The sequence below is a fragment of the Streptomyces deserti genome (genome assembly GCF_054782695.1).
In genome coordinates this window covers 252703-278705 of sequence record NZ_BAAGRZ010000006.1, presented here as the reverse complement: position 1 = coordinate 278705, position 26003 = coordinate 252703, and the positions used below count along the sequence as shown (strand labels likewise).

Here is a 26003-nt window from a genome sequence, read left to right as displayed (position 1 = left end):
AGTCTTCACTCCCGTTCCCGCGCCGTCAAGGGCACACTTCTCGCAGGCACGCGTGACGCCCGCACTCTGGACCTTTCCACAACGCGGAATTAGAATTCCAGCAAGCAGAACGTAGCTACACCCGAGCGGGGAGTCAACCGACTGCCGGGTAGGCTTCTGCCCTTCCCGCCAGCCCCGAAAGGAACGCGCCGTGCCGACGTCCAGCGCCAGCACCACCGACTCCGCCCGGCCCGCCAACGGCGGTGTCCAGTCCCTGGAGCGCGCCTTCGACCTGCTCGAACGGATGGCGGACGCGGGCGGCGAGGTCGGCCTGAGCGAGCTGTCCGCGAGCAGCGGGCTGCCCCTGCCGACCATCCACCGCCTCATGCGCACCCTGGTGGCCTGCGGATACGTACGCCAGCAGACCAACCGCCGCTATGCCCTCGGCCCGCGCCTGATCCGGCTCGGCGAGTCCGCCTCCCGGCTGCTGGGCACCTGGGCGCGCCCGTACCTGGCACGTCTGGTCGAGGAGACCGGCGAGACGGCCAACATGGCGCTGCTGGACGGCGACGAGGTCGTCTACGTGGCGCAGGTGCCGTCCAAGCACTCCATGCGCATGTTCACCGAGGTCGGCCGCCGTGTCCTGCCGCACTCCACGGGTGTGGGCAAGGCTCTGCTCGCCGGCTTCCCGCCGGACCAGGTGCGCGCCCTGCTCGCCCGCACGGGCATGCCCGCCGCGACGGACAAGACGATCACCACGCCGGAGGGTTTCCTCGCGGCGCTGGAGGACGTGCGCCGCCAGGGGTACGCCATCGACGACAACGAGCAGGAGATGGGGGTTCGCTGCCTCGCGGTCTCCGTACCGAACTCCCCCACCGCGGCGGCCATTTCGATCTCGGGTCCGGCGGGCCGGGTGACGGAGGCGGTGACGGAGCGGATCGTGCCGGTCCTGCAGCAGGTCGCCGGGGAGCTGTCCGAGGCCCTGGCGAGCCAGAGCCCCGCGTGACGGCGTTACCGCGCCCGCCCGGCCGGTACCCCGACCGGCACGGCTCCGAGGATGTCGTCTTCGCAGCCGTCGGCCGGATCTCTGCTCCTGCCTGCCGGAGCGGGAGTTGCCGCTGACCGTCGAGTTCGCGGGGCAGGGCGTCCGGACGGGGATGCCGCTCTGCGGCTCGGGGACCCGGCGAGCTCCCGTCCCGGCCCGGACACGGAGAGCCTGATCGTCACCCTGCGCCTCGACGGGCAGGGGTCACGGCAGCGCGGAGAGCCGCGCCGACTGCGAGGACGCCCCCCGTACGAGATCCAGCGCGCCCTGCCCCCGGGAGCGCGGCTGAAGGCCTGCATCGCGTGCGCCTGGTCCGACTGCCACCCGGCCCGACCACGGCCTGATGACCGGGCCGGACTGCTTCCGGGACGTCAAGGCCCGCTACCGGCAGGTCGACGGCAAACACCGCCCGCGGGGCCTCTTCGCGTTCTGGCCGGAGCACCCCGAGTTCCTCCAGGAGGCGTGGCTCTGCGAGCAGTTCGCGCCCCGGACATCCCAGACGGGCTGGCGGGGCCCGTTTCCACAGCACGGCCGTGACGGTGCCCCGACCCCGCCCGCGCGGCCCCTGTCCCTGCCCGCGCGGCCCTATCCTTGCCCGTGCACCGGCCCTCCGAAGAGATCCACAGCGCGGCGGACCTCCGACAGTCCCGGGGACAGCGCGCTCACCGAGCCGATCGCGCCGGCGATCAGCAGCAGGGAGCGGCGCAGCCGCGGGATCTCGGGGGCGCCGCCGGCCGCCATGGCGTCCAGTGCGGCGAGTTCCTCCTCCGCGATACTCCGGTCCGCGAACTCCTTGGGATGGGCGGCGAGTTGGCGACGCAACCGGGACACGGCCACGCGCAGCTCCGTCACCCGCGGATCCTCGTCGGTGCCGGTCACAGACCTCTGCCGCCTCTGCTCCACGCTCCGCAACACAGTCCTCCCCCTCGCACTCCGTTGTGCGCGTTCCGTTCCCAGCGCCCTCCCCCCACCCCTTCAGGTCGGTCGGGCGCCCGGCCGGTCGGTGCGGGCGACAGTTAACGCCACCCGGGCCGCCCGGCGCCAGTCCATTGCGTCATCGAGTTGCTCCGCTGCGTGACATCGCAGCCCAGGGCAGCCGAGCGCCCGCGCCACCCCGCCCCTGCCCGGGGCGTGCGGTATGCAAGACCCATGACGACACGGGAGACGAACGCCGTGGCCGGGCTGCTGCTCGCCGCCGGAGGCGGACGGCGGCTCGGCGGACGGCCCAAGGCGCTGCTGGAGCACCGGGGGCGGCCGCTCGTGGAGCACGCGGTGCGGGTCCTGCGGGAGGGCGGTTGCGCACGGGTGCACGTGGTGCTGGGCGCCCGGGCCGACGAGGTGCGCGCACGGGCGGAGCTGGGCGGATGCGTGCTGGTGGACAACCCCGACTGGGCCGACGGCATGGGATCGTCGCTGCGGGCCGGGCTGGACTCGCTCGCCGGCACGGGCGCCCGCGCCGCGCTGGTCTGCCTCGTCGACCAGCCGGGCATCGGCCCCGCGGCGGTGGCCCGCGTGCTCCAGGCGTACAGGTCCGAGGACTCCCTGGCCTCGGCCGCCTATGACGGCGTACGCGGCCACCCCGTGCTCTTCGGCGCCGCGCACTGGGCCGGTATCGGCGCGACTGCGACCGGGGACCGGGGGGCACGCGCCTATCTGAAGGAGCACGAGGAGGCGGTCACGCTCGTGGAGTGCGGGGATGTGGCGCAGCCGTACGACATCGACACCGAGGCCGACCTCGCCCACCTGGAGTGAGCGGCATGGCACCGAGCGCCACCTTGCCTCGACCCGGAGAATCTCGACATCAACAAACCATTGAACTTCCACTATGAGGAAACTAGTATCCACTGTTCAGAAGCGCCCGGCCGCTCCCCAGGGTGTCCCCAGCCGTATCCGGACGACTGGCACCCGGTGCCAAAGCCATGAGGAGACGGCTCGTTCCGTAGCTCGCTGAAGGAAGTGACAGCTGATGTCCGCACCAGCGCCGTCCCCGCTGGCCATCGTCGACGCCGAGCCCCTGCCCCGGCAGGAGGAGGTCCTCACCGACGCGGCGCTCGCCTTCGTGGCCGAGCTGCACCGGCGGTTCACGCCCCGGCGTGACGAACTCCTCGCCCGGCGCGCGGAGCGCCGCGCCGAGATCGCCCGCACCTCCACCCTCGACTTCCTCCCCGAGACGGCCGCGATCCGCGCGGACGACTCCTGGAAGGTGGCTCCCGCCCCGCCGGCCCTGGAGGACCGCCGGGTCGAGATCACCGGCCCCACCGACCGCAAGATGACCATCAACGCCCTCAACTCGGGCGCCCGGGTCTGGCTCGCGGACTTCGAGGACGCCTCGGCGCCCACCTGGGAGAACGTGGTCCTCGGCCAGCTCAACCTCATCGACGCCTACACGAGGAACATCGACTTCACGGACCCGAAGTCCGGCAAGTCGTACACCCTGAAGCCGAACGAGGAACTCGCCACGGTCGTCATGCGCCCGCGCGGCTGGCACCTGGACGAGCGCCACCTCGTCGACGAGACCGGCGCCCAGGTCCCCGGCGCCCTCGTCGACTTCGGCCTGTACTTCTTCCACAACGCCCAGCGCCTGCTGGACCTCGGCAAGGGCCCGTACTTCTACCTGCCCAAGACGGAGTCGCACCTGGAGGCCCGCCTCTGGAACGACGTGTTCGTCTTCGCGCAGGACTGCCTCGGCGTCCCGCAGGGCACCATCCGCGCGACCGTCCTGATCGAGACGATCACCGCCGCGTACGAGATGGAGGAGATCCTCTACGAACTGCGCGACCACGCCTCCGGTTTGAACGCCGGCCGCTGGGACTACCTCTTCTCCATCGTCAAGAACTTCCGCGACGGCGGGCCGAAGTTCGTCCTCCCGGACCGCAACGCGGTCACGATGACGGCCCCGTTCATGCGCGCGTACACCGAACTGCTCGTCCGCACCTGCCACAAGCGGGGCGCACACGCCATCGGCGGCATGGCGGCCTTCATCCCCTCCCGCAAGGACCCCGAGGTCAACAAGGTCGCCTTCGAGAAGGTCCGCGCCGACAAGGACCGCGAGGCGAACGACGGCTTCGACGGCTCCTGGGTCGCCCACCCCGACCTGGTGCCGATCGCCATGGAGTCCTTCGACCGGGTCCTCGGCGACAAGCCGAACCAGAAGGACCGCCTGCGCGAGGACGTCGACGTCAAGGCGGCCGACCTGATCGCCATCGACTCCCTCGACGCGAAGCCCACGTACGCGGGCCTGGTCAACGCCGTCCAGGTCGGCATCCGCTACATCGAGGCCTGGCTGCGGGGCCTCGGCGCCGTCGCCATCTTCAACCTCATGGAGGACGCCGCCACCGCCGAGATCTCCCGCTCGCAGATCTGGCAGTGGATCAACGCGGGCGTCGTCCTCGACAACGGCGAGCAGGTCACCGCCGACCTGGCCCGCAAGGTCGCCGCCGAGGAACTGGAGAACATCCGCGCCGAGATCGGCGCCGAGGCCTTCGCGGCCGGCAACTGGCAGCAGGCCCACGACCTGCTGCTGAAGGTCGCCCTGGACGAGGACTACGCGGACTTCCTGACGCTGCCGGCGTACGAGCAGCTCAAGGGCTGAGCGCTACCGCTCCGAGTGGCCCAGGGACTTCCCCGGGGCCACTCGGTCGCGTACGGCCTTCTTCACCGCCGTCGGTTCGGGGAAGCCCTGGTCGCGGCGGTCCCAGACGACCTCGTCGTTCACGCGGACGACGAAGACACCGCCTGTGCCCGGCTTCAGGGACAGCTCCGTCAGCTCGGTCTCGAAGGTCGTGAGCAGTTCCTGCGCCAGCCAGGCGGCACGGGGCAGCCAGCGGCACTGGGTGCAGTACTCGATCTGGACGCGGTGCGCTTCCGTGGTCGTAGCGGTGGTCATCACAGGTGTACCGCCCCATCCTGTTCCGCGGCCGGTTCGCCGTGCAGGTCGGGGACCCGCTTGAGCCAGGCCGGCCGGCCTTGCTGTGTCCTCGCCGCCCGCCGGGCCTCCTCGGCGGCGATTTCCTCCCGGGAGGGGAAGTCGGTGGGGATCCAGGCCGCGGAGGCTTGCACGCGCGCGTGGAGGTAGCCGACGTAGGCGTCCCGGACGTCAGCCGGTGTCGCGAAGCCCGGCTCGTCCGCGAGCCAGGCGTCGGGGACCTCCGCCACGATCTCGCGCAGCAGCTTCTCCGTCACCCGGGAGGCCAGCTCCGCGTCGGCGGCCCGGACGTCGGGGCCGTAGTGGCCGAGGGCGTGGTGCCGGAAGTCGTACGCCTTGTCGGGGGCGGACGCGTCCCAGCGGTGGTGGAAGACGAGGGCGGCGCCGTGGTCGATCAGCCACAGGCGCGGCGGTGCGACGCCGAGCGTGGGCCAGACCATCAGGTTCGAGCTGTGCACCGTACGGTCGACGTTCGCGGTGAGGGCGTCGAGCCAGACGACCTTCCCCGCTTCCAGCGGGTCGACGCGGAAGGTCTTCGCGGTCTCCGGGGTGAAGTCCCGCGCGCCCGGCAGGTAGTCCATGCCGAGGTTGACCCCGGCGCTGGACGTGTGCAGGTCCCGGACCTCCCGGTGGGCCTCGTGCCCGGCGATCGCCGGGTCGAAGTGGACGAGGACCAGCTCGGGGAACCGCAGCCCGAGGGCGCGGGCCAGTTCGCCCACGATGACCTCGGCGACCAGCGCCTTGCGGCCCTGCGCGGAGCCGGTGAACTTCACGACGTACGTGCCCAGGTCGTCGGCCTCGACGACTCCGGGGACGGAGCCACCGGACCGTAGGGGTGCGATGTAACGGGTCGCGGAGACCTCTCTCAGCATCTTCTCAGGCCACCCGCCTCTTCAGCCTTGCCATCCACACCCAACCGCAGAGCCGCCAGCAGCGGCAATGGTCCTCCGAGCAGTCCGTCAAAGGGCGCCGCGTCCCTTGCTGCCGGTCTCCGGCACGAAGTGAGCATAGTAACCAACGGTGACCGTCGGCGAGGAGTGCCCGAGCCACCGCGCCATGGTCACTGCGGACTCTCCCGCCTCCAGCATGATCGAGGCATGGTCCGGCTCAGGCGGCTGGTCGCCGGTCTTCGGACTCCGCCGTCACGGTCCTGTCCCTGCCTCCAGGCGTGCCGTCGTGTCCATGAGCGAGACGGTGAACGGATGGCGTGGCTCGGTCAGGATCCGGTGGGCCGGGCCCTGCTCGACCAGCTCGCCCGCCTCCAGCACCGCGATGCGGTGGGCCAGGCGCGCCGTGTCCAGGTCGTGGGTGATGAGGACGAGGGACAGGTCGTCGCGGTCGTGGAGGAGGCCGGCGAGGACGTCGAGGATGCCGCGGCGGGTGACCGTGTCGAGGCCGGAGGTGATCTCGTCGCAGATCAGGACCCGGGGGCGGGCGAGCAGGGCGCGGGCGAGGGCCGCGCGTTGGAGTTCGCCGCCGGAGAGCTGGGCGGGGAGCCGGTGTGCCAGTTCCGGTGCGAGGCCGAGGCGGTTCGGTGTGGCCAGGGACTCCTCGCGGGCGGTGGCGTTGCCGGTGTCGCGCAGGCGTACCGCCGTACGGGCCACCTGGTCGAGGACGGGGCGGTACTCGTCGAAGGCGGCCCGGGCGTCCTGGAAGACGTACTGCACGGCCGCCAGCTGGGTGCGGGTGCGGCGGCGTACGCTGCGCGGCAGCGGGGCGCCGTCGAGGAGGATCTCGCCGTCGTGGTCGCGGTGGAGGCCGGCCAGGCAGCGGGCGAGGGTGGTCTTGCCGCTGCCCGAGCGGCCGACGACGGCCAGGGATGTACCCGGGTGCAGCGCGAGTTCCGGGGCGCGCAACACCACTGTGGAGCCGCGGGTCGCGGTGGCGGGCGGTGAGGTCCCGTACGAGCAGGGCGGGCTGCCCTGTGCCGGCGGGAGGCTCGTTGTGCGTGGACGGGACCTGGGCGTCGAGGAGTCGGCGGGTCCATTCGTGCCGGGGCGCGAGCCACAGCCGTTCGGCCGGGCCCGACTCGACGACCTGGCCGGCGCGCATGACGAGGACGTCGTCGGCGAGGGCCCGGACGACGTCCAGGTCGTGGCTGAGCAGGACGACGGCGATGCCACGGGCCGCGACCGCCGCCAGCTGGTCGACGATGCGGCTCTTGGTCAGCGCGTCCTGACCGGTGGTGGGTTCGTCGGCGACGATGACACGGGCGCCGAGCAGCAGGGCCTGGGCGAGTACGACGCGCTGCTGCTGACCGCCGGAGAGCTGGTGGGGATAGCGCCGCAACAGGGCTTCGCCGCCCGGTAGTTGCGCTTCGGACAGGGCTCGCAGGACGCGCTCGCGGGCGGCCGTGCGCCGCTGGCTGCGGGGCAGGTCGCGTACTTGGGCGCGGGCGATGTCGGTCAGCAGTGCGGAGATGCGGCGGGCGGGGTTGAGGACGGCCGCCGGATGCTGCGGCACATAGCCGGCCTGGCCGCCCGCCGCCAGGCGTACCTCGCCGGTGACGCGGGCGCCGGGCGGGTACTCGCCGAGCAGGGCGAGGCCGGTGGTGGTCTTTCCGCTGCCGGACGCGCCGACCAGGGCCGTCACCTGGCCGGGCAGGGCCCGCAGATTCACTCCGTCGACGATCGCCCGGCCGTCGATCTCGACGCGCAGGTCGCGGATCTCCGCGACGGGAGCCGCCGTCTCGGTGCCGGCCGGGCCGGTCGTGTCGGGTCCGGGCAGGACGGGTGGGGTGTTCTGGTCGTTCACGGCCGTCGTTCCTTCTCTCCCCGGTCCCGGCGGGGCTTTCTCCGGGCCGGGTTGGTGGGTGCGCGCGTGGGCGAGCATCGCCTCGGAGAGGTCGGCGCCGGTGACGATCCGGCCGACGCCGTGCAGGTACGCGGCGTCGCGGCCGGTGCCGCAGCCCATGTCCAGCACGCGCGGGCCCGCGCCGTGTCGCCGCAGGCAGTCCTCCGTCCAGCGTGCGGCCAGCCGGCCGGGGTCGGGGAAACGGATCTCGTACAGCCGGGGGTTGTCGGTGAGCAGGTTTCCGCTCGTCGTCCGCTGCTCCTCGCTCAGGCTCGTCGCGCCTTGCTCCTCTCTCCGGCCGGAGCGGGGGTGGCCGGGGCCGGGCTCGCGGGCAGTGCCCCGAGCCGGTGCAGCCAGGCCGCCCCGGCCGCCGATGCCAGGCCGAACAGCGCGCAGCACACCCAGGGCAGCCACGCGTCGCCGCCGCGCTCGCCGGTGTCCATGGCCCAGCCGACGACGGTGTTGCCGACGGCGGCGGCGACACCCGAGCAGCATCGACACGGCGGCCCGTGCCTTCATGCCGCCCGCCGCGAGCCCTTCGAGCTTGGCCCAGAAGCCGGGCTGCGGCCCGGGCAGGTCGGCGGTGATGCGCACCAGCGGGGTGCGGCCCAGCAGGGAGAGAAGCTCCCGGCGGGCGGTGGGGCGGACGGCGGTCGTGGTCATCGTCGGCCTCCGGGACACCGTCCGTCGTAGCGGTGAACGCCCTCCGCGGAGAGGACGCCGGGTTGAGACGCGAGCACGTTATCGATTATCATTTTCATTGTCATCCCCTCGTCGCACTACTCCGGACAGAGGAGACCCTTCTCCGCTCCCGTACGCCCCACCGCGACGCTGTGCGCCCTTGCGGCCGCCGCCACCGTGTGGAGTGCGGGCGGCTCGGCGTCCCGCTCGACTGGCACCGCCCACGGGGACCGCGCATCGAGTTCGCGGTCTCACGGGCGCGCCTCGGGCACCCCGCCGAGCGGCGCGGCATCCTGCTGCTCGACCCGGGGCGGCCCGGGCGGCTCCGGCCTCCCCTACGCGGTCACCGAGCGCGCCGGACTCCCCGGGCGTGTGCGACGTTCGTACGACGTCATCGGCTCCGGCCCCCGCGGCATCGGCCGGAGCAGCCCGGTCGGCTGCGGGCCGGTAGGCGGGGTCATGTGCCGAGCAGCGGGTTGGGCAGCGGCAGGTAGCGGGCGTCGGCGCCGTCCGCGCCGGTCCAGCGCAGCAGGAGGTTGGTCTTGCCGGGGAGGGTGGGTGAGGTGAGCAGGGCGGCGGCCTCGGGGAGGTCGTGGCCGGCCAGTGCGCGGCGTACGGCGGGCCAGGGGTTCAGGCCGGGGTGGCGTTCGGCGAGGGCGGCGGCGAGCTCGGTGAGGTGGTTGACGACCAGGCAGTACACCAGCCGCTCCCAGCCGGCGGCGCGCGAGACGTCCGGCAGCAGTTTCACGCCTTCGGCGTCCCGGAACAGCGCCTGGACGGGTGTGCCGCCCGAGTCGACGGCGACGAGGGTGTTCTGCAGGTGGGCCTCCAGGACGACGCCGTGGTCGGCGAAGGCGGTCAGGGCCGGGGGGATCACCTGGCCCAGGTACGCCTCCCACCAGGCCGCCGGGTCGCGTGTGCCGTCGAGCGGGCTGCCGTCGAAGCCCTCCACCAGGCCCGCGGCGAGCAGCGGGGTCGTACCGGGCAGGAGGTGGCCGTCGAAGCCGTCGCGGACGAGAACGGCCAGTTCCTCGAAGGCGAAGTCCGCGGTGCGGTAGCCGCGGTCGCTCAGCCAGGCCCCCGGGCCGGTCTCGAAGGCCCGCGTCACCGCCGCGTCCGTGCGGCGCAGCTTGAGCAGGTCGTGGCGCCACAGGCGGCGGATGTCGTTGGTGATGCGGACGTCCAGGCTGAACTTCAGGAACAGGTCGCGTTCGGGCGCGTACAGGGTGCGGATCGCGGCCGTGGGCCAGGTGTCGAACGCGGTCGTGCCCAGCCGGACGAGCCTGCCGTCCGCGAACGCCTCCGTGAGGCCCCGGCCGGCCAGGTCGAGCTGCCAGGGGTGGGCGGGGAGCAGGCGGTACCCGGGCGGGGCGGTGCCGAGGGTGTCGAGGGCCGAGGTGTCGCCCTCCTCGACGACGGTGTCCTCGCGCAGCCCGAGCAGCGCCAGCGGGAAACGGGCGTACGCCTCGGGCGCGTACGGCAGCCAGCCGGCGGCCGGGCCACCACCGCGCGCCTTGGGAGCGGGATGGTGGGTGTGGCCGGTGAGGAGCGACTGCTCCGAGCGCAGGTAGGGATCCTCCGGCGGGGTGGCCCGGGCGCGGGCGGTCAGCAGGGCGGCCACGGCGTCCCGGCTGTCGATCATCTCGGCGGGCAGTTCGTGGTTGGACAGACCGGTGTGCCGGCGCAGCTCCTCGGCGACCAGCTTCACCAGCTCCGTGTGGCCGATGCGGTGCCAGCCGCCCGCGGCATACAGCTCGGGCTCGGCGGGCCGCCGGGTGCCGCGCACGCGCAGCAGGCGGTCCCCGCCGGGCAGCCGGTACACCCGGCGTCCGCCCCTGCCCCGGACCGGCTCCGCCACCTCCCGCAGCAGGCAGTTCAGCAGCGGCGCGGCCGCGTACGCGTCGGCGCGCTCGGCGACGTCGTCACGCACCGCGGCGTCGTCGTCGGCGGGCAGAGGCATGAGATCCACGCGTTCCACTTGTTCCCTACGGTTCCGTCCGGGCGGGGATGATCAGTATGTCGGTCGTCGTCCCTCCCCCGTGACGCCCTATTCGTACCCGAGGAGCCCGCCCGTGCACCGTCCCCCCACCGCCGAGGCCGAGGTCGCCGACGAGCTGGCCGCGCTGCGCCCCGACCTGGTGTCGCGGTACGCGGCCGCGCTGCCCGGTGCCCGTGCGGCCGTGCTGTCCCGGCTGTGGCGTGGGCTGACGCACGAGCCGCTGCCCTGGCTGGCCGGCCGCGAGCCGGGCCGGGACGGGCCGGTCCTGCGACTGTCGGACGGCCGGCGGCTGCACGGCCCGCACCCGGATCCGTACGCGACGGGCGCGTACGTCACGGTCGTGCGGCTCGACGAGGCGCCCTACGACGATCCGGCCCGGCTGATGACGGACCTCGCCGTACCGCACTCCGCGAGCTTCGCCGCCGAGCTCGGGCACAGTGTGGCGTCGCTGGCGCTGTCGCGGGCGGCACAGGGGGCTCCCTCGGCGGAGTGGCCGGTGACCGACTGGGAGTGGGAGCAGAGGGTGGTGGACGGGCATCCGTTCCACCCGACCTGCCGGTCCCGGCCCGGTTTCTCGGTGGCCGAGCAGCTCGCGTACGGGCCCGAGCACCGGCCGGTGGTGGAGCTGGGCCTGGTGCCGGTTCCGGCCCGGGAGTGCCTGGTGACGGGCGGGTGGCCGGACGAGCTGCGGGACGGTGGGCGGGTGGTGATCCCGGTGCATCCCTGGCAGGCGGCGCACGTGCTGAAGCGGGTGTGCGAGGAGCGGGTCGCCGCGCATCCGCTGATGTCCCTGCGGACGCTCGCGCTGCCCGGCGGGCCGCACGTCAAGACCGCGCTGAGCGCCCGCCTGACGTCCTCGGTGCGGGACATCTCGCTCCCGTCGATCGCCGCGTCCGCGGTGCTGTCGGACTTCGCGGAGGCCCTGGCAGCCCGCACGGACGGCCTGCTGCACGTCACCCGCACCCTGGGCGCGGCCGCGGCCGGCTCCCCGGACCTCGCGGCCGTCCTGCGCGAGTCGCCGCAGGTGTACGCGGCGGACGGGGAGCGGGTGGTACCGGTGGCGGCCCTGGCGACGACCGGCCTGCCGCGCTCCCCCGCCTGGCTGGCCGGTTTCGCCCGCCTCGCGCTCACGGTCGGGCTGCGCCTGCTTGAGATGGGCGTGGCCCTGGAGGCACACGGCCAGAACCTCCTGGTGGTGCTGTCGCCGACGGGAGACCCGCTGCGGCTGGTCTACCGCGACCTGGCCGACATCCGCGTCAGCCCCGCCCGCCTCGCCCGGCACGGCATCCCCGCCCCCGACCTGCCCGCCCGCATGGTCACGGACGACGAACGCGCCCTGCGCCGCAAACTGTTCGGCTCCCTGGTGGCGGGCGCGCTGGCCGGGACGGCCGGGTCCGGGGCGGCGCTGCGCACGGCCCTGGAGACGGCCGTACGAGAGCTGCCGCGCGGCGCGGACCTGGCGGCACTCCTCGCCGATCCGCTCCCCGCGAAGGCGTTGACGCTCATGCGGCTGTCGCCGCGGAGGGCAGGTGATCTGTGGGCCGAGCTCCCCAACCCCCTCCTGTGACGGCCCGTTTTGAAGCACGGCACCGGTGATCATTAGGATCCGTCGATGATCACAAGAAAACGGCTGGCGGCAGGGGCCGGTGCCCTGCTCGCCGCGTTGACGGCCGGGCTCGTCCTCCCGGCCGGGGCGGCCGCCGGTGAACCCACGGGCCAGGACGCCCCCAAGGTCGACCTCGTCCTGGATGTGAGCGGCTCGATGCGGGCGCGCGACATCGACGGCCGGTCGCGGATGGCCGCGGCGAAGCAGGCGTTCAACGAGGTGCTCGACGCGACGCCCGAGGAGGTCGAGCTCGGCATCCGCACCCTCGGCGCGAATTACGCCGGGGACGACCGGAAGGAAGGCTGCAAGGACACCGCGCAGCTCTACCCGGTCGGCCCGCTGAACCGCACCGAGGCCAAGACGGCGGTGGCCACGCTCACCCCGACGGGCTGGACACCGATCGGCCCCGCCCTGCTGAAGGCCGCCGACGACCTGGAAGGCGGCAACGGCTCCAAGCGCATCGTGCTGATCAGCGACGGCGAGGACACCTGTGCCCCGCTCGACCCGTGCGAGGTCGCCCGCGAGATCGCGGCCAAGGGCATCGGCCTGACCATCGACACCCTGGGCCTGGTGCCGAACGCGAAACTGAGCCGGCAGCTGAGCTGCATCGCCGAGGCCACCGGCGGCACCTACGCCTCGGTCGAGCACCAGGACGAACTCACCGACCGTGTCAACGAGTTGGTGGACCGCGCCGCCGATCCGGTGGTGACGCCGGTGGCCGTGGAGGGCGCCGCCGAGTGCGCGCGGGCACCGGAGGTGACGTCCGGTCTGTACACGGACCGGGAGGAGTTCGGGCAGCAGCGCTGGTACCGCGTGGACGTGCTGCCGGGCCAGGAGCTGCGCGCCTCGGTGAGCGTGGCGGCCGACCGGGCGGTGAACCCGGACCACGGGGTGCTGCTGCGGGCCGTGACCGTGCACGGCCGGGAGATCGTGCGCGGTGAGGGGGCCGGCTCCGGCCGGACGGACGTCATCTCCACCGGGCTCAGGTATCCCAAGCCCGAGCGGGAGGACACCGACAGCGACAAGCCGGCGGCCGAGACCGTGTGCCTGGCGGTCACCAACTCCTTCTCCCCGGCCTCCGGCGTGAAGACCACGCCCGGTCTGCCGCTGGAGCTGACCGTCGACGTCGTGGACGGCCCGGACAGGGCGGCCGACGTGGCCTCCTTCGGCCTCGGGCGCGGCTGGTGGCTGCTCGGCGCGCTGATCCTCACCGGCTTCCTCGCCGGTCTCCTCTGGGGCTGGCTGTCACGCTGGCGGGTCGCGGTCTGGAGGACCAACTGATGCGGATCGTACGTGTGTTGAGCGCCGCACTGCTGGCGCTCGGGCTCGGCGCGGGTCCCGTGGCCGCCGACTCCTCCCCGAGTCCGGCCGACGACGACGCGGCGCCGACCCGGGCGGGTACGTCCTTCCGTACGGCGACGGAGATCGAACAGGGCCGGCGGGCCACGGCGAGCGGCTCCGCGGGCGCCTACCTGTACTGGTCGTTCCCCGCGGACGCCGGACAGCGCCCCACGGTCCGGGCCACGGTGAAGCTGCCGGAGACGCACGCCGCCCAGACCTGGCAGCTCGACGTGTACGACGGGCTGCGCCGCCGCCAGGCCTGCCAGTACGGGGCGCAGACACGCGCCGCGGCGGCGGACGTGGCCTCCGTGGAGCTGGCCTGCGTGCTGCGCACCGTGCGCGCCTGGTCGGAGCCGTGGGCGAACGACCCGCTGCCGGGCACGTACTACGTCCGGCTGACGGTCGTGGACCTCCCGGCCTCCGACCTGGGCCTGCCGATTGGCGCCGACGTGCGGGTGGACGCCGAGGACATCGGCGGGGCGGCGGCGGTGGACGGCTCGCTGGGCGAGCCGCTCGTGCCGGGCGTCGCGGTGACGTCCCAGGAGACGGACTCCGAGAGGTCTGCCGTTCTGTCGAGCATCGAGCCCGAGGACGGCTGGGCGTCCGGCTGGTGGTCCGACCGGTGGGTGTGGACCGCGGTGGGTGGCGCGCTGGCCGCCCTGGCGGGGGTCGCCGGGTACGCGCTGACGCGCGGCTCGGGGCGGCCACCGAGAGCCTGACCCACGCGCGGAGGGCTCGCTGATCAGCGCTCTCGCTGTTCAGCGGGCCCTTTCGCTGTTCGGGCCCGGCGAGAGCACGGGCCTGTTCATCCCTCCCGGAGCGCCTTGGCGAGGGTGCCGTCGCCGCTGACCTCGACACGCCCGGCCAGCACGGCCTCGGCCACGCTCACCTCTCCCCGGCTGATCGCCGTACAGGTGCCGGTGTCCAGCACCAGCCGGGCGTCGGGCTCCCCGGGGGCGGGTCCGTCGCCGTACACGGGCCCGTCCTCCGCGCCGACGTACACGTGGAACTGCCCTTCCTCGAGCCGCACTTCGACGAGGCCCTGCCCCTCCAGCCCCCGCAGCAGAGGCAGCGCGAACCAGTGCGCGCGGACCGCGTCCGTGGGCCGGCGCTCGCCCAGTTCCGCCCGCCCCCACTCCCCCAGCGCCTGGAGCACCGGCAGCAACTCCCGGCCTCGCGGGGTGAGTTCGTAGACGTAGGCCGCGCCGGGCGGCGGCAGCCGGCGCCGGGTCGCCAGGCCGTCCCGCTCCATGTCCTTCAGCCGCGAGGCCAGTACGTCCGTGCTGACGCCCGGCAGGTCCGCGTGCAGGTCCGTGTAGCGGCGGGGGCCGGCCAGCAACTCCCGGACGATCAGCAGGGTCCAGCGGTCCCCGACGGAGTCGAGGGCGCGGGCGACGGAGCAGTACTGGTCATAGCTTCGGCGAGCGCGGTGTGACATGTGACGCAGTCTAGACATGTCGTTGGACTTTCCAAGCTGCTACTTGGTAAAACCAAGCAACACCAGATACCGAAGAGGTGGCGGCGCATGGAGTTCCGGCAGTCGAGCAAGCTCAGCGAAGTCTGTTACGAGATCCGCGGCCCGGTGATAGAGCACGCCAACGCGCTGGAGGAGGCGGGCCACAGCGTGCTGCGCCTGAACACCGGCAATCCCGCGCTGTTCGGTTTCGAGGCCCCGGAGGAGATCCTCCAGGACATGATCCGGATGCTGCCGCAGGCGCACGGGTACACCGACTCACGGGGCATCCTCTCCGCCCGCCGGACCGTCGCCCAGCGCTACGAGATGCTGGGCCTGGAGGTCGGCGTCGACGACGTGTTCCTCGGCAACGGCGTCTCCGAGCTGGTCTCGATGGCCGTACAAGCGCTGGTGGAGGACGGCGACGAAATCCTCATCCCGGCCCCGGACTTCCCGCTGTGGACGGCGGTGACGACCCTCGCGGGCGGCAAGGCGGTGCACTACCTGTGCGACGAGCAGGCCGACTGGTACCCGGACCTGGACGACATGGCGTCGAAGATCACGGACCGTACGAAGGCCGTGGTCATCATCAACCCGAACAACCCCACCGGCGCGGTCTACCCCAAGGAGATCGTCGAGGGCATCCTCGACCTCGCCCGCCGCCACGGCCTGATGGTCTTCGCCGACGAGATCTACGACCAGATCCTGTACGACGACGCCGTGCACCACTCGGCCGCGGCGCTCGCCCCCGACCTGGTGGTCCTGACCTTCTGCGGCCTGTCGAAGACGTACCGGGTCGCGGGCTTCCGCTCCGGCTGGCTGGTGATCACGGGCCCCAAGCAGCACGCGAAGGACTACCTGGAGGGCCTGACCATGCTGGCCTCCATGCGGCTGTGCGCCAATGCGCCCGCCCAGTACGCCATCCAGGCCGCGCTCGGCGGCCGCCAGTCCATCCGGGAACTCACCGCGCCGGGCGGCCGGCTGCGCGAGCAGCGCGACGTGGCCTGGGAGAAGCTCAACGAGATCCCGGGTGTGACGTGCGTGAAGCCCAAGGGCGCGCTGTACGCGTTCCCGCGTCTCGATCCCAAGGTGCACAAGATCCACGACGACGAGAAGTTCGTCCTGGACCTGCTGCTCAGGGAGAAGATCCAGGTGGTCCAGGGGACCGGCTTCAACTGGCCGACCCCCGATCACTTCCGGATCCTCACGCTGCCCTACGCGGAGGATCTGGAGGCGGCGATCGGGCGGATCGGGCGGTTCCTGAGCGGATACCGGCAGTAGGACGGGTTGTCAGTGGCGGGTCGTAGCGTTGCAGTGGGCCGCCCGGTCCGCTGGTGAACCCCGGGGGCCCGGGACCCGGAAAGGAGCACGCCGTGACCCGACCGCCCACCGCCGCGCAGCGGCGTGTCATCGACGCCGCCGACCCCGTCACCGGGCGCCTGAAGGGGACGGAGACGCAGCTCGCGCCGCTGGTGAAGCGGGGGCTGGCCTTCCGGCATCCGCGGCCGCCGCACGACCACTTCCTGACCCCGGAGGGCCATCGGGTGCGGCAGGGCGTGACGCGGACCCCCCAGCCCACCGCGGAGGCTCCCGGGACGGCAGGCGTGTTCGCCGCCCGCGTCGGCGGCGAGGACGCGACACCGGAGGCGGGACCGGCTCGGCGCCGTGAGGTGCACAGCGCCTGGCAGGGGCTGCTGGAGCTGCGCCGCATGACGCATACGGACGGGGCCACGGACCGGCCGTGCGGCTGGGAGCGGGCGCATCTGGTGCAGGCCGCCGCGCTCGCCCTGGAGGCGGCCGGGCACAGCCCCGCCGGGAGGGACGGCGAAGGCGGCTACCGGGTGCGGACGACTCCGCAGCCGGAGGCCGTCGCGGTGTACGAGGCGGACGGCGCGGCGCTGCGGGCCTGCGCGGCCACGCTGGAGCGGGCCGGGTGGCAGGTCGGCGAGTACACGGAGCCCCGGACGAGGGTTCGATTTCTGCTCGCGTCTCCGAGACGGGTGTAGCGGCCACATGCCAGGATCGGTTGAACCCGGCAACCATGGCACGAGAAGAGGACTCCGTGAGCGAACCGTTTGCCGTTCCGGTGACCGTCCGTGGGTACGAGACGGACGTCCAGGGACACCTCAACCAGGCGGTGTACCTGAACTACGCGGAACACGCCCGCTGGTCGCTGCTCCAGGCAGCGGGGATCAGCCAGACCGGCCTCATCGCCAGGGGCGTGGGCCCCGTGGCCCTGGAGACGACCATCAGCTACCGGCGGGAACTGCTGGCGGGCGACGAGGTCGAGGTGACGTGCGGCTTCGAGTGGGGCGAGGGCAAGACGTTCCGCATCCACCAGACGATCCGCAGGACGGACGGCACGGTCGCCGCCGTGATCACGGCGGTCGGCGGGCTGATGGACCTCAAGGCACGCAAGCTGGTCGCCCGCCCCCAGGAGTACTTCAAGGAACTGGCGGCGGATCCGGCCCTGTTCGGCCTCTGAGGATCCGCGGGACCCGCAGAACCCGCAGAACCTACACGTCGGCCAACTCCGGGTCGCGCTCCGCGTCATAGGCCGCGCGCGACTCGGCGATGTAGACGCGGTTGCGCTCGGCCCAGTCCGTCAGCCGCTGCAGGGTCTCGTGCAACTCGCGGGCGACCGGCGTGAGTTCGTACTCGACCTTCGGCGGCACCGTCGGATGAACGGTGCGCGTCACGAGCCCGTCGCGCTCCAGGTTGCGCAGGGTGAGGGTCAGCATGCGGCGGCTGATGCCCTCGATACCGCGCTCCAGTTCGGTGAAACGGATCGGGCCGTGCGCGGCCGCGACAAGGATCTGCACGCTCCACTTCCCGGCGACCCTGTCAAGAACTTCGCGGACCGGGCAGGCGTACGCGTTCACGACCTGCGGGGTAACACCGGTGTTCCTCTGGGACATCGAACTGCCTCCTTCCACCGGCCTCCATGGTCTCCCACGATGTACCCCGTTACAAGCCGTGCACCTAGTGCATGCGGTGGAACCCACGGAGAATGCGGAGGCAGCACCCCCATGTCGACCTTGACCGATACCGAGTCACCGGCACAGGCATCCCCGCGACGAACGTACTCCCGCTGGGCGGCGCTCGTCGTCCTGTGCGCGGGGACGCTGATGACGATCCTGGACGGCAACATCGTCACGGTCGCCATGCCCGCCATCCAGAGCGACCTCGGGTTCTCGGGGCCGGGGCTGGCCTGGGTCGTCAACGCGTACCTCATCCCCTTCGGCGGACTGCTCCTGCTGGCCGGCCGACTCGGCGACCTGGTGGGCCGCAAGCGGATGTTCACCGCGGGCCTCGCCGTGTTCACCGCGGCGTCCGTGCTGTGCGGGGTGGCGACGAGCCAGGGCGTGCTGATCGCGGCGCGTGCTCTGCAGGGCGTCGGCGGCGCGATGACCTCGGCGGTCGTACTCGGCATGCTGGTCGCCCTGTTCCCCGAGCCGCGCGAACAGGCCCGGGCCATCGCGGTGTTCAGCGCGGTCGGCGCGGGGGGCGGGGCGCTCGGCACGTTCCTCGGCGGGGCGTTGACGCAGGCCGTCGGGTGGCACTGGATCTTCCTGATCAACCTGCCGATCGGGGTCGTGGCGTGGCTCGCGGCCGTGCGGGTGCTGGAACCGGACCGCGGCGCCGGGCTCGGCAAGGGCGCCGACTATCCCGGGGCGGCACTGGTCACGGGCGCGCTCATGCTCATGGTGTACGTCATCGTCGGCGCCGGCGACCGCGACCTGACCGCCACCCTGCTCCTGGCGGCCGTGGCCCTCGCCCTGTTCGTGGTGTTCACCCTGCGCCAGGCGCGGGCCGCGCGCCCGCTGTTGCGCCTGCGCCTGTTCCGCTCCCGGCTGCTGACCGGCGCGAACGCCGTGCAGATCCTGATGATCGCGACGATGTACGGCTTCCAGTTCATCGGCGCGCTCTACGTCCAACGCGTCCTCGGATACGGCGAGTTGCTCACCGGCACGGCGTTCCTCCCGGCGCCGATCGCGATCGGTGTGCTGATGCTGGGCCTGTCGGCCCGTACCGTCGGCCGGTTCGGTGCGTACCGGGTGCTGCTGGCCGGGCTGGCGCTCATTGTCGCGGGCATGGCCCTGCTGAGCCGGGCGCCGGTCGACGGCTCGTACCTCACGGACGTGCTCCCGCCCCTCCTCCTGCTCGCCACCGGCTTCGCCGCCGCGATGCCCGCACTGACCGGGCTCGCCATGTCGGGAGCCCGCGAGGAGGACGCGGGGCTGGCCTCCGGGCTGTTCAACACCACGCAGGTGGTGGGCGGTTCACTGGGCCTCGCGGTGCTGTCGGTGCTGGCGGCGAGTCACACCGACGGGATGCTCGCCGGTGGCACGGATCCGGTGGCGGCCACGGCGGAGGGCTATCAACTGGCGTTCCGGGTGGCGACGGTCATCGCCGCGGGGGCGCTGGTGCTGGCGGCGGCCGGATTGCGGAATCGGCGGAACTGAGCACAACCATTCGGATACCTCGTGGGTCACATCAGGCAGGAGCTACCACCTCCAATGACCACCAGGGGGAAATATGCGATACGCACGTTCTGTTCTGTCCGCCGCCGCGTTAGCGGCTCTGACGCTGGGGACCACGGCCGCCCTGACGGCACCCGCCTCCGCCGCGCCCAACACCACGCCGCAGAAGGTCTGCGGAAGCGGCTACAAGACCGTGAACTCGGCACCCGTCGGCTCGCTCGGCACCGTCTACCTCACGTACAACGCCGCCAACGGCGAGAACTGCGTGGCGACCATCCGTAACAACCCGGGCACCGCGGTGGACATGTCCGCGTGGGTCCACGTCCCCGACACCGGGGAGTACCACGAGGACAGCGGGCGGTTCACGTCGTACGCCGGACCGACCTACGTCTACGGCAAGGGCCACTGCGTCGACTGGGGCGGCCACATCGACAACGTGTACGTGCAGGTGACGGGCTCCAACTGCGGCGCCCTGAAGGAGCACCGGGTGACCTTCACCCGCTGACCCGCCACAGTGACCGGCCCGCCCCGGCAGGACTCACGGAGTTCTGCCGGGGCGAACGAGCGGCGCGATGCCCCCGGAGGAGTGCTTGACGCGCGACGCAGGCCGGGCTGCGGCTGCGGGCGGTGGCCAAGGCACGATGGCGCGCGAGCTGTTGTCGAGGCGCCGCCACACGCACCATGCGCTGGGCGACGCCATCGAGCAGGCGGGGCTGTGCGCCCGTCTCAGGGCGCGGCCGGGGCCCGGGTCGTCCCGGTGATCTCCTCCCCCGCCTCCATGGGATGGGTGACGTCCTGCGCGTCCCGGCCGCCCCTGCCCAGGTGGTTGAAGACCAGGTTCAGCAGCACCGCCGCCACACACCCCGTCGAGATGCCCGAGTCGAGCACGATCTTCGCCGTCTCCGGGAAGGCGTGGTAGAACTCCGGCGCCGTGATCGGGATGATGCCCACGGCCAGGGAGACGGCCACGATCAGGACGTTGTTGTCCTTGTCCAGGCCGGCCCGGACCAGGGTCTGGATGCCGCTGGCCGCGACCGAGCCGAAGAGGACCACGCCCGCGCCGCCGAGAACCGGGCGCGGTACGACGGCGATGAGCGAGGCGGCCACGGGGCACAGGCCCATGAGGACCAGGAAGGCGCCGCCGGCGGCGACGACGTACCGGCTGCGGATCTTCGTCATGGCGACGAGGCCGATGTTCTGGGCGAAGGCGCTGCACATGAAGCCGTTGAACAGCGGGCTGATCGCCGAGCCCAGGGTGTCGGCGCGCAGGCCCGCGGCGATGGTCTTCTCGTCCGCCGGGCGGTCGACGATCTCGCCGAGCGCCAGCATGTCGGCGGTCGACTCGGTCATCGACACGACCATGACCACGCACATCGACAGGATCGCGGCCAGCTGGAACTGCGGGGCGCCGAAGTGGAACGGCGTCGGGAAGCCGACGACATCGGCCTCGGTGACCGGCCCGAAGTCCGTGACACCGAACGGGATCGCGAGGAGCGTGCCCGCGACCAGGCCCAGCAGCACGGCGATCTGCTTGACGAAGCCGCGGGTGAAGCGGCGCAGGAGCAGGACGATGACGAGGGTCGCCGCCGCCAGGCCCAGGTTGGTCGGTGCCCCGTAGTCCTCGGCCGAGGGGCTCGGGCCCTGGGCCCAGCCGAACGCGACCGGCAGGAGGGAGACGCCGATGAGGGTGATCACCGTGCCGGTGACGACCGGTGGGAAGAAGCGGACCGCCTTGCAGAAGACGCCAGACGCAAGGAAACCCAGAACGCCCGCGACGATGACCGCGCCGAAGATGATCGGCAACGCGTCGGACTTGTCGTCGGTGGAGGCGACGATCGCGGTCATCGGGGCGACGCCCGCGAAGGTGACGCCGTTGACGAACGGCAGGCGGGCGCCGATCTTCCAGATGCCGAGGGTCTGGAGGAAGGTGGCCAGGCCCGCGGTGAACAGGCAGGCGCCGGTGAGGAAGGTCAGTTCGGTGCCGGTGAGGCCGATGGCCGCGCCGACGATCAGGGGTGGGGCGACGACTCCCGCATACATGGCGGCCACGTGCTGAAGGCCGGTGGTCGCCATCCTCAGGGCGGGGAGTTTCTCGTCGACGGGGTGTACGGCTGGGTGGTCGGCCACGGCGGCTCTCCTCCGGTCGGTTACACGGCAGCGCCGGAAAGCTGCCGTGGGTTTCAGGGAGGTGGTGCGGGTGGTCGTGCGGGACCGGACATCGACATGCGGACGGGACCGTTCCGGGGCGCACGCGTCCACGCGCGCCCCGGAGACGGCCGCCGTGGACCCCGCTCGGGTCCACGGCCACCGGCCGGGAGCCGTCCCTCCCGGCCGGAGATCTGCGAACCCGTCAGCCCTGCGCGGCGATCCTTGCCAGCCGCTGTGCCTCGTCCCGCGTCGAGCGGGCGATCGCGTCCTCGTCGACGGTGAGCAGCTGGCCGTTCTCCACGATCTGGCGGCCGTTCACGAAGGAGGCGGTGACCGGGGCCGCCGCGCCGAAGACCAGGGCGGTCACCGGGTCGGCGATGGAGGAGTGGGCCAGTGTGTCCAGCTTCCACAGCACCAGGTCGGCGAGCTTGCCCGGTTCCAGGGAGCCGGTCTCGGCCGCGCGGCCCAGGACCTGGGCGCCGCCGTAGGTGCCGAGGCGCAGGGCCTGGCGGGCGTTCAGGGCGGCCTCGCGGTGGGCGCCGAGGCGGTTGATGAGGAGGGCGTTGCGCAGCTCGGTGTGGAGTTCGCCGGACTCGTTGGACGCGGTGCCGTCGACGCCGAGGCCGACCGGGACGCCGGCCTTCAGCATGTCCGGCACGCGGGCGATACCGGCGGCCAGACGGGCGTTGGAGGACGGGCAGTGGGCGACGCCGGTCCTGGTGCGGGCGAAGGCGGCGATGTCGGAGTCCTTCATGTGGACGCAGTGCGCCATCCACACGTCCTCGCCGAGCCAGCCGGTGGACTCGAAGTAGTCGGTCGGGCCCATGCCGAACAGTTCGTGGCAGAACTTCTCCTCCTCCACGGTCTCCGAACCGTGGGTGTGGAGCCGTACGCCGAGGCGGCGGGCCAGCTGGGCGCCGTCCCGGAGCAGTTCGGTGGAGACGGAGAACGGGGAGCAGGGGGCGACGGCGACCTGGGTCATCGCGTCGAAGGAGGCGTCGTGGTGCTGCTTGACGGTCTCCTCGGTGGCGGCCAGCGCGCCCTCCAGGGTCTCGACGGCGAAGTCCGGCGGCAGGCCGCCGTCCTTCTCGCTGCGGTCCATGGAGCCGCGGGCGAGGGTGAAGCGCACCCCCATCTCGCGGGCGGCGCGGATGATCGCGCCGGACAGGTCGCCGGAGCCCTGCGGGAAGACGTAGTGGTGGTCCATGGCGGTGGTGACGCCGCCGCGGGCCATCATCGCGAGCGAGCCCTGGGCCGCCGCGTACACCATCTCCTCGTCGATGCGCGCCCACACCGGGTACAGCGCCACGAGCCAGTTGAAGAGGTTGTGGTCCGTGGCCAGACCCCGGGTGATCCACTGGTAGAAGTGGTGGTGGGTGTTGATCAGTCCGGGGGTCACGAGGTGCCCAGTGGCGTCGATACGGCGTACGACGTTCTCCAGGCCCTCGGGGGCGGTGCCCGCGCCGAGCGACTCGATGCGGTTGCCGGCGAGGACGACGTACCCGGAGGCGTACTCGGTGTCGTTCGCGTCGACGGTCGCGATCGCGCAGTTCTCGATGACGATGCGCTGGGCTGCTGCCATGGTTCGTCCTTTTCGCGTCTGTGGAGAGGGCACGGCAGGACCCTGGGGAGTTTTGAGTGCCGTGGCCGGAGAAGCGGTTCCCCGGCCACGGGTGCCGAAAGGAGGGGGTGGATCAGAGGTTGGTGAGGTCCACCGGGATCCTCGCCTCGCAGCCGTCCCGCAGGATCGTCGCCTCGATCAGGCCGTAGGGACGGTCGGCGGCGAAGTACACCTCGTTGTCGTTCTTCAGTCCGAACGGCTCCAGGTCCACCAGGAAGTGGTGCTTGTTCGGGAGGGAGAAGCGGACCTCGTCGATCTCGCTGCGGTGGTTGATGATGCGCGCGCCCATCTGGTACAGCGTCTGCTGCAACGACAGGGAGTAGGTCTCGGCGAAGGCCTGGAGCATGTGCTTCCTGGTCTGCTCGTAGGACTTCTCCCAGTTGGGCATCTTCTGCTCGTCGTCGGTCCAGTTGAACCGCCAGCGGCCGGAGACCTGGGTGGCCAGGATGCGGTCGTAGGCCTCCTTCAGCGTCGTGTACCTGTCCTTGACGTAGCCCCAGAACTCGGAGTTCGTCGAGTTCATCACGACGAGGTCCTTCAGACCGGAGATGACCTCCCACGACGAGCCGTCGTAGGTGATCTGGGTCAGCCGGACCTCCTGGCCCTTCCGTACGAAGGAGTGCTTGACCTCGTCGGCGCCGATGAACTTGGAGTTGGCGTCGGAGGTCTCGATCCGCTCCCAGGCGTACTCCTCGATGCGGATCCGGGCCCGGTGGATCGGCTCCTGACTCGTCACGAAGTGGCGGGCGAGGTGGATGCCGAACTGCTCGGCGGACTCGATGCCGTACTCCTTGGCGAACGCGTACACCGTGTTCTTGGTGGTGTCGGTCGGCAGGACGTTGGCGTTGGAGCCGGAGTAGTGGACCTCGTCCATGTCGCCGGACAGGGCGACCGAGACGTTCAGGTCCTTGATGTGGTGGGTGGCGCCGTCCCGCGTGATCTTGACGACTCGGTTCTCGGCCTTGCCGTACTGGTTCTGTCCCAGAATGGTGGGCATTTAGCTAGCTCCCTCGGTAAACGGAGTAGCCGAACGGGTTGAGCAGCAGCGGTACGTGGTAGTGCTCGCCGGGCACGACGGCGAACGTGATCGCCACCTCCGGGAAGAACACTCCTGCGGCACCGCTGTCCCGATTCGCGGGGGCGTCCTGCTGCGCATCGGCTTGCTTGTTCGCGAACTTCTCGAAGTACGGTTCGACGGCGAAGTCGAGCCGTACGTGGGTGGTCCCCTCCGGCAGGGCCGGGAGGTCCTTGCACCGCCCGTCCGCGTCGGTCGCGGAGCCGCCGAGCGCCTGCCAGTGCGCCTCCCGGCCCGCGCGGGCGGAGAGGTGGACGGCGACGCCCTCGGCGGGGCGGCCGATGCTGGTGTCCAGGATGTGGGTGGACACGGAGGCGGTGGTGCTGGTGCTCATGCGGTTTCCTCTTCGAGCAGTCGGGCCAGGCGAATACGGTTGATCTTGCCCAGTTCGGTGCGGACGATCTCCCGCTCCCGCTCGGGCGAGTTCCCGATCCGTTCCCTGACCGCGTCGCGCATCTGCTCGCCGGTCCTGCCGGTGGCGCAGATCAGGAACACATGGCCGAACTTCTCCTGGTAGGCCAGGTTCAACTCCAGCATCTCCGCCTTGAGCTCCTCGGAGGCGCCGGCCATGCCACGCTGCTCCCGGGCCGAGGTGGGGTCGCCGGGCTTCGGGCGGCCGATCGGCGGGTGCCCGGCCATGGCCTCTGCGAGGTCCTCGGCGGTCAGCTCCGCCATGGCGGCGTCGCTGGCGGCGTACAGGTCCTCGCAGGTCGCGTAGGGGCGGGCGGCCAGCAGCCGCTTCGCCCACGCCGTGGCGGCGCACGCCTCGTGGAGGGCAGCGTAGGCCGCGTGCTCCTCGAGGGCGTTGAAACGGGCCAGGCCCGGCGGCGTGGAAGTGGACGTCACGGGAGCCTCCGTGGCCGGATACGGCCTTCGTGCTGAACGGGCGTGGCAGTAGCTAACGCCCTTCAGCGACACCTCGTCAACACTTTGTTGAAAATTCCGAGGCCGTCGGCGTGCCGCCGGAGCGGCGAACGCTCTGGCGCTGCCGACCGGGGCCCCGTCCCGCTCAGGTCTCTTTCTGCCGGTTGAGGTAGTTGTAGACGGTGAAGCGGCTGACTCCGAGCGCGCTCGCCACGGTCTCCACGCCGTGCCGCACGGAGAAGGCACCGCGTGCCTCCAGGGTCCGTACGACCTCCTGCTTGGCCTTGCGGTCCAGCTCGGACAGCGGCTTGCCCTTCTGGCGCTCCATGGCGGCGAGGATGTGGTCCAGGGAGTCCGCGAGCTGCGGCAGGCGTACGGCGACGGCGTCGGTGCCCTCCCAGGTCAGCACGACGTCGTCGGGGCCGGCCTCGTCCGGCGGGAGCATCTCCCCGCCGATCGCGTCGACCAGCGGTTTCACGGCCGCGATGAACGGCTCGTCGCCGGTGCCGGTCACCGCTCGCCCTCCCCGACCACGTTGATCTGCAGCGAGATCCGGGTGGCGCCGGCCTCCAGGGACTTGCGCAGCAGCGCGTCCACGGCGGTGAGCACCGTGTCGGCGGCCCCCTCGGCGGTGTTGCCGAACGGGCCGACGTCCACCGCGTCCAGCTCGGCCGCCTCGATGACCTCGCGGGCGACCAGCGCGTGCGCGGGCGCCTGATCGAGGTCGAAGGGCTCGGTCGTGAACTCCACTTTCAGTCGCACTGTGCCCCCATGGCATCTGCTCCGACCCGCGCGTGCCGCCAGGTCCGCGATCGGGACCGGACCGGCGCGGCCGCTTGGGGAGACCTTAACGGACCCGGCCGCGGACCTCGCCCGTGCCGCCGCTCCGGCCGCTTCCTCGGATTCTCCGGATTCTCCGGGAATTCTCCGTCCCGCCCGACGGACCCCCCACCCCCTCCCCGTAGAGCTCATGACAACAGCCCACGAGG

Annotated in this window: 24 protein-coding genes and 3 pseudogenes; 11 read left to right on the top strand and 16 right to left on the bottom strand. The window is 72.1% G+C overall.

All coding sequences use genetic code 11. The features are described from left to right. The first annotated feature begins 190 nt into the window (after positions 1–190). Entirely contained in the window at positions 191–985 is a 795-nt protein-coding gene (locus ACYVMZ_RS14800) for an IclR family transcriptional regulator (RefSeq protein WP_461079543.1), read from the top strand. Positions 986–1609: 624 nt separating this feature from the next. Here ACYVMZ_RS14800 and ACYVMZ_RS14795 read toward each other — a convergent pair. Then, positions 1610–1903 (bottom strand): DUF5955 family protein, encoded by a 294-nt coding sequence (locus tag ACYVMZ_RS14795; protein ID WP_461079541.1) that lies wholly within the window; start codon positions 1901–1903, stop codon positions 1610–1612. A 270-nt stretch (positions 1904–2173) separates the two neighbouring features. On the opposite strand from ACYVMZ_RS14795, the gene ACYVMZ_RS14790 reads away from it, so the two are divergent. Together ACYVMZ_RS14790 and aceB are read left to right on the top strand one after the other, a co-directional pair. Then, positions 2174–2776 carry a nucleotidyltransferase family protein gene (locus ACYVMZ_RS14790; RefSeq protein WP_461079539.1) on the top strand — a complete coding sequence of 201 codons (603 nt, stop codon included), beginning with the start codon at positions 2174–2176 and terminating at the stop codon, positions 2774–2776. A gap of 214 nt (positions 2777–2990) precedes the next feature. After that, on the top strand, positions 2991–4616 hold the full coding sequence (gene aceB, locus ACYVMZ_RS14785) for a malate synthase A (protein ID WP_461079537.1): 1626 nt from the start codon (positions 2991–2993) through the stop codon (positions 4614–4616). 3 nt (positions 4617–4619) lie between these two features. Here aceB and ACYVMZ_RS14780 read toward each other — a convergent pair whose 3' ends face one another. The 6 genes and pseudogenes from ACYVMZ_RS14780 to ACYVMZ_RS14755 form a co-directional block, all read right to left on the bottom strand. Next, positions 4620–4910, bottom strand: a complete 291-nt coding sequence (locus ACYVMZ_RS14780) for an Rdx family protein (protein WP_461079535.1) — start codon at positions 4908–4910, stop codon at positions 4620–4622. Then, positions 4910–5821, bottom strand: coding sequence for a HipA family kinase (locus tag ACYVMZ_RS14775; protein ID WP_461079533.1), 912 nt, complete (start codon positions 5819–5821; stop codon positions 4910–4912). Before ACYVMZ_RS14775 ends, ACYVMZ_RS14780 begins: the two co-directional genes overlap by 1 nt. A gap of 270 nt (positions 5822–6091) precedes the next feature. Continuing rightward, positions 6092–7676, bottom strand: a pseudogene (locus tag ACYVMZ_RS14770) (ABC transporter ATP-binding protein). A gap of 126 nt (positions 7677–7802) precedes the next feature. Continuing rightward, positions 7803–7862, bottom strand: a pseudogene (locus ACYVMZ_RS14765) (hypothetical protein); the annotation flags it as partial. Positions 7863–8008: 146 nt separating this feature from the next. Then, positions 8009–8230, bottom strand: a pseudogene (locus ACYVMZ_RS14760) (MFS transporter); the annotation flags it as partial. Positions 8231–8880: 650 nt separating this feature from the next. Continuing rightward, positions 8881–10401 carry an IucA/IucC family protein gene (locus ACYVMZ_RS14755; RefSeq protein ID WP_461079531.1) on the bottom strand — a complete coding sequence of 507 codons (1521 nt, stop codon included), beginning with the start codon at positions 10399–10401 and terminating at the stop codon, positions 8881–8883. A 94-nt stretch (positions 10402–10495) separates the two neighbouring features. Between ACYVMZ_RS14755 and ACYVMZ_RS14750 the strand changes: the two genes are divergently transcribed. The 3 genes from ACYVMZ_RS14750 to ACYVMZ_RS14740 are packed head-to-tail and all read left to right on the top strand — an operon-like array spanning position 10496 to position 14088. Next, the gene (locus tag ACYVMZ_RS14750; RefSeq protein WP_461079529.1) at positions 10496–11989 is read left to right on the top strand and encodes an IucA/IucC family protein; all 1494 of its coding nucleotides are present in this window, start codon (positions 10496–10498) and stop codon (positions 11987–11989) included. 45 nt (positions 11990–12034) lie between these two features. Further along, the gene (locus ACYVMZ_RS14745) at positions 12035–13309 is read left to right on the top strand and encodes a VWA domain-containing protein (protein WP_461079527.1); all 1275 of its coding nucleotides are present in this window, start codon (positions 12035–12037) and stop codon (positions 13307–13309) included. Continuing rightward, positions 13309–14088 (top strand): hypothetical protein, encoded by a 780-nt coding sequence (locus ACYVMZ_RS14740; RefSeq protein WP_461079525.1) that lies wholly within the window; start codon positions 13309–13311, stop codon positions 14086–14088. Before ACYVMZ_RS14745 ends, ACYVMZ_RS14740 begins: the two co-directional genes overlap by 1 nt. An 86-nt stretch (positions 14089–14174) precedes the next feature. Here the strand turns inward: ACYVMZ_RS14740 and ACYVMZ_RS14735 are convergent, their stop codons facing one another. Beyond that, on the bottom strand, positions 14175–14825 hold the full coding sequence (locus tag ACYVMZ_RS14735) for a winged helix-turn-helix transcriptional regulator (protein WP_461079523.1): 651 nt from the start codon (positions 14823–14825) through the stop codon (positions 14175–14177). Positions 14826–14894: 69 nt separating this feature from the next. On the opposite strand from ACYVMZ_RS14735, the gene ACYVMZ_RS14730 reads away from it, so the two are divergent. From ACYVMZ_RS14730 to ACYVMZ_RS14720, 3 genes are all read left to right on the top strand, one after another. Continuing rightward, entirely contained in the window at positions 14895–16103 is a 1209-nt protein-coding gene (locus ACYVMZ_RS14730; protein ID WP_461079521.1) for a pyridoxal phosphate-dependent aminotransferase, read from the top strand. Between the two features lie 92 nt (positions 16104–16195). Next, entirely contained in the window at positions 16196–16828 is a 633-nt protein-coding gene (locus ACYVMZ_RS14725) for a hypothetical protein (RefSeq protein ID WP_461079519.1), read from the top strand. Positions 16829–16884: 56 nt separating this feature from the next. Continuing rightward, a complete protein-coding gene (locus ACYVMZ_RS14720) occupies positions 16885–17307 on the top strand; it encodes an acyl-CoA thioesterase (protein WP_461079517.1) in 423 nt (140 codons plus the stop codon). Positions 17308–17338: 31 nt separating this feature from the next. Here the strand turns inward: ACYVMZ_RS14720 and ACYVMZ_RS14715 are convergent, their stop codons facing one another. Further along, the gene (locus tag ACYVMZ_RS14715; RefSeq protein ID WP_461079515.1) at positions 17339–17740 is read right to left on the bottom strand and encodes a winged helix-turn-helix transcriptional regulator; all 402 of its coding nucleotides are present in this window, start codon (positions 17738–17740) and stop codon (positions 17339–17341) included. Between the two features lie 111 nt (positions 17741–17851). On the opposite strand from ACYVMZ_RS14715, the gene ACYVMZ_RS14710 reads away from it, so the two are divergent. Together ACYVMZ_RS14710 and ACYVMZ_RS14705 are read left to right on the top strand one after the other, a co-directional pair. Next, positions 17852–19288 carry an MFS transporter gene (locus ACYVMZ_RS14710; protein WP_461079513.1) on the top strand — a complete coding sequence of 479 codons (1437 nt, stop codon included), beginning with the start codon at positions 17852–17854 and terminating at the stop codon, positions 19286–19288. 73 nt (positions 19289–19361) lie between these two features. Beyond that, positions 19362–19811 (top strand): spore-associated protein, encoded by a 450-nt coding sequence (locus tag ACYVMZ_RS14705; RefSeq protein ID WP_461079511.1) that lies wholly within the window; start codon positions 19362–19364, stop codon positions 19809–19811. A gap of 221 nt (positions 19812–20032) precedes the next feature. Here ACYVMZ_RS14705 and ACYVMZ_RS14700 read toward each other — a convergent pair whose 3' ends face one another. From ACYVMZ_RS14700 to ACYVMZ_RS14670, 7 genes are all read right to left on the bottom strand, one after another. Next, on the bottom strand, positions 20033–21433 hold the full coding sequence (locus ACYVMZ_RS14700) for a nucleobase:cation symporter-2 family protein (RefSeq protein ID WP_461079509.1): 1401 nt from the start codon (positions 21431–21433) through the stop codon (positions 20033–20035). A gap of 223 nt (positions 21434–21656) precedes the next feature. After that, positions 21657–23036 carry an 8-oxoguanine deaminase gene (locus tag ACYVMZ_RS14695; protein WP_461079507.1) on the bottom strand — a complete coding sequence of 460 codons (1380 nt, stop codon included), beginning with the start codon at positions 23034–23036 and terminating at the stop codon, positions 21657–21659. Between the two features lie 112 nt (positions 23037–23148). Then, a complete protein-coding gene (gene pucL / locus ACYVMZ_RS14690) occupies positions 23149–24072 on the bottom strand; it encodes a factor-independent urate hydroxylase (RefSeq protein ID WP_461079505.1) in 924 nt (307 codons plus the stop codon). Between the two features lie 4 nt (positions 24073–24076). Further along, entirely contained in the window at positions 24077–24484 is a 408-nt protein-coding gene (gene uraH / locus ACYVMZ_RS14685) for a hydroxyisourate hydrolase (protein ID WP_461079503.1), read from the bottom strand. Beyond that, entirely contained in the window at positions 24481–24996 is a 516-nt protein-coding gene (uraD, locus tag ACYVMZ_RS14680) for a 2-oxo-4-hydroxy-4-carboxy-5-ureidoimidazoline decarboxylase (protein WP_461079501.1), read from the bottom strand. Before uraD ends, uraH begins: the two co-directional genes overlap by 4 nt. Before the next feature lie 163 nt (positions 24997–25159). Further along, complete coding sequence (locus ACYVMZ_RS14675) at positions 25160–25528, bottom strand: helix-turn-helix domain-containing protein (protein WP_461079499.1); 369 nt, start codon at positions 25526–25528, stop codon at positions 25160–25162. Further along, positions 25525–25776 carry a YkoF family thiamine-binding protein gene (locus ACYVMZ_RS14670; RefSeq protein WP_461079497.1) on the bottom strand — a complete coding sequence of 84 codons (252 nt, stop codon included), beginning with the start codon at positions 25774–25776 and terminating at the stop codon, positions 25525–25527. The genes ACYVMZ_RS14675 and ACYVMZ_RS14670 overlap by 4 nt, the downstream gene beginning before the upstream one ends. Positions 25777–26003: the final 227 nt, after the last annotated feature.

Coding starts and splice junctions, on each gene's coding strand:
- ACYVMZ_RS14705 (WP_461079511.1), top strand. CDS start 19,362: ATGCGATACGCACGTTCTGTTCTGTCCGCCGCCGCGTTAGCGGCTCTG.
- pucL (WP_461079505.1), bottom strand. CDS start 24,072: ATGCCCACCATTCTGGGACAGAACCAGTACGGCAAGGCCGAGAACCGA.
- ACYVMZ_RS14775 (WP_461079533.1), bottom strand. CDS start 5,821: ATGCTGAGAGAGGTCTCCGCGACCCGTTACATCGCACCCCTACGGTCC.
- ACYVMZ_RS14715 (WP_461079515.1), bottom strand. CDS start 17,740: ATGTCCCAGAGGAACACCGGTGTTACCCCGCAGGTCGTGAACGCGTAC.
- aceB (WP_461079537.1), top strand. CDS start 2,991: ATGTCCGCACCAGCGCCGTCCCCGCTGGCCATCGTCGACGCCGAGCCC.
- ACYVMZ_RS14740 (WP_461079525.1), top strand. CDS start 13,309: ATGCGGATCGTACGTGTGTTGAGCGCCGCACTGCTGGCGCTCGGGCTC.
- ACYVMZ_RS14730 (WP_461079521.1), top strand. CDS start 14,895: ATGGAGTTCCGGCAGTCGAGCAAGCTCAGCGAAGTCTGTTACGAGATC.
- ACYVMZ_RS14710 (WP_461079513.1), top strand. CDS start 17,852: ATGTCGACCTTGACCGATACCGAGTCACCGGCACAGGCATCCCCGCGA.
- ACYVMZ_RS14780 (WP_461079535.1), bottom strand. CDS start 4,910: ATGACCACCGCTACGACCACGGAAGCGCACCGCGTCCAGATCGAGTAC.
- ACYVMZ_RS14790 (WP_461079539.1), top strand. CDS start 2,174: ATGACGACACGGGAGACGAACGCCGTGGCCGGGCTGCTGCTCGCCGCC.
- ACYVMZ_RS14695 (WP_461079507.1), bottom strand. CDS start 23,036: ATGGCAGCAGCCCAGCGCATCGTCATCGAGAACTGCGCGATCGCGACC.
- uraH (WP_461079503.1), bottom strand. CDS start 24,484: ATGAGCACCAGCACCACCGCCTCCGTGTCCACCCACATCCTGGACACC.
- ACYVMZ_RS14745 (WP_461079527.1), top strand. CDS start 12,035: ATGATCACAAGAAAACGGCTGGCGGCAGGGGCCGGTGCCCTGCTCGCC.
- ACYVMZ_RS14735 (WP_461079523.1), bottom strand. CDS start 14,825: ATGTCTAGACTGCGTCACATGTCACACCGCGCTCGCCGAAGCTATGAC.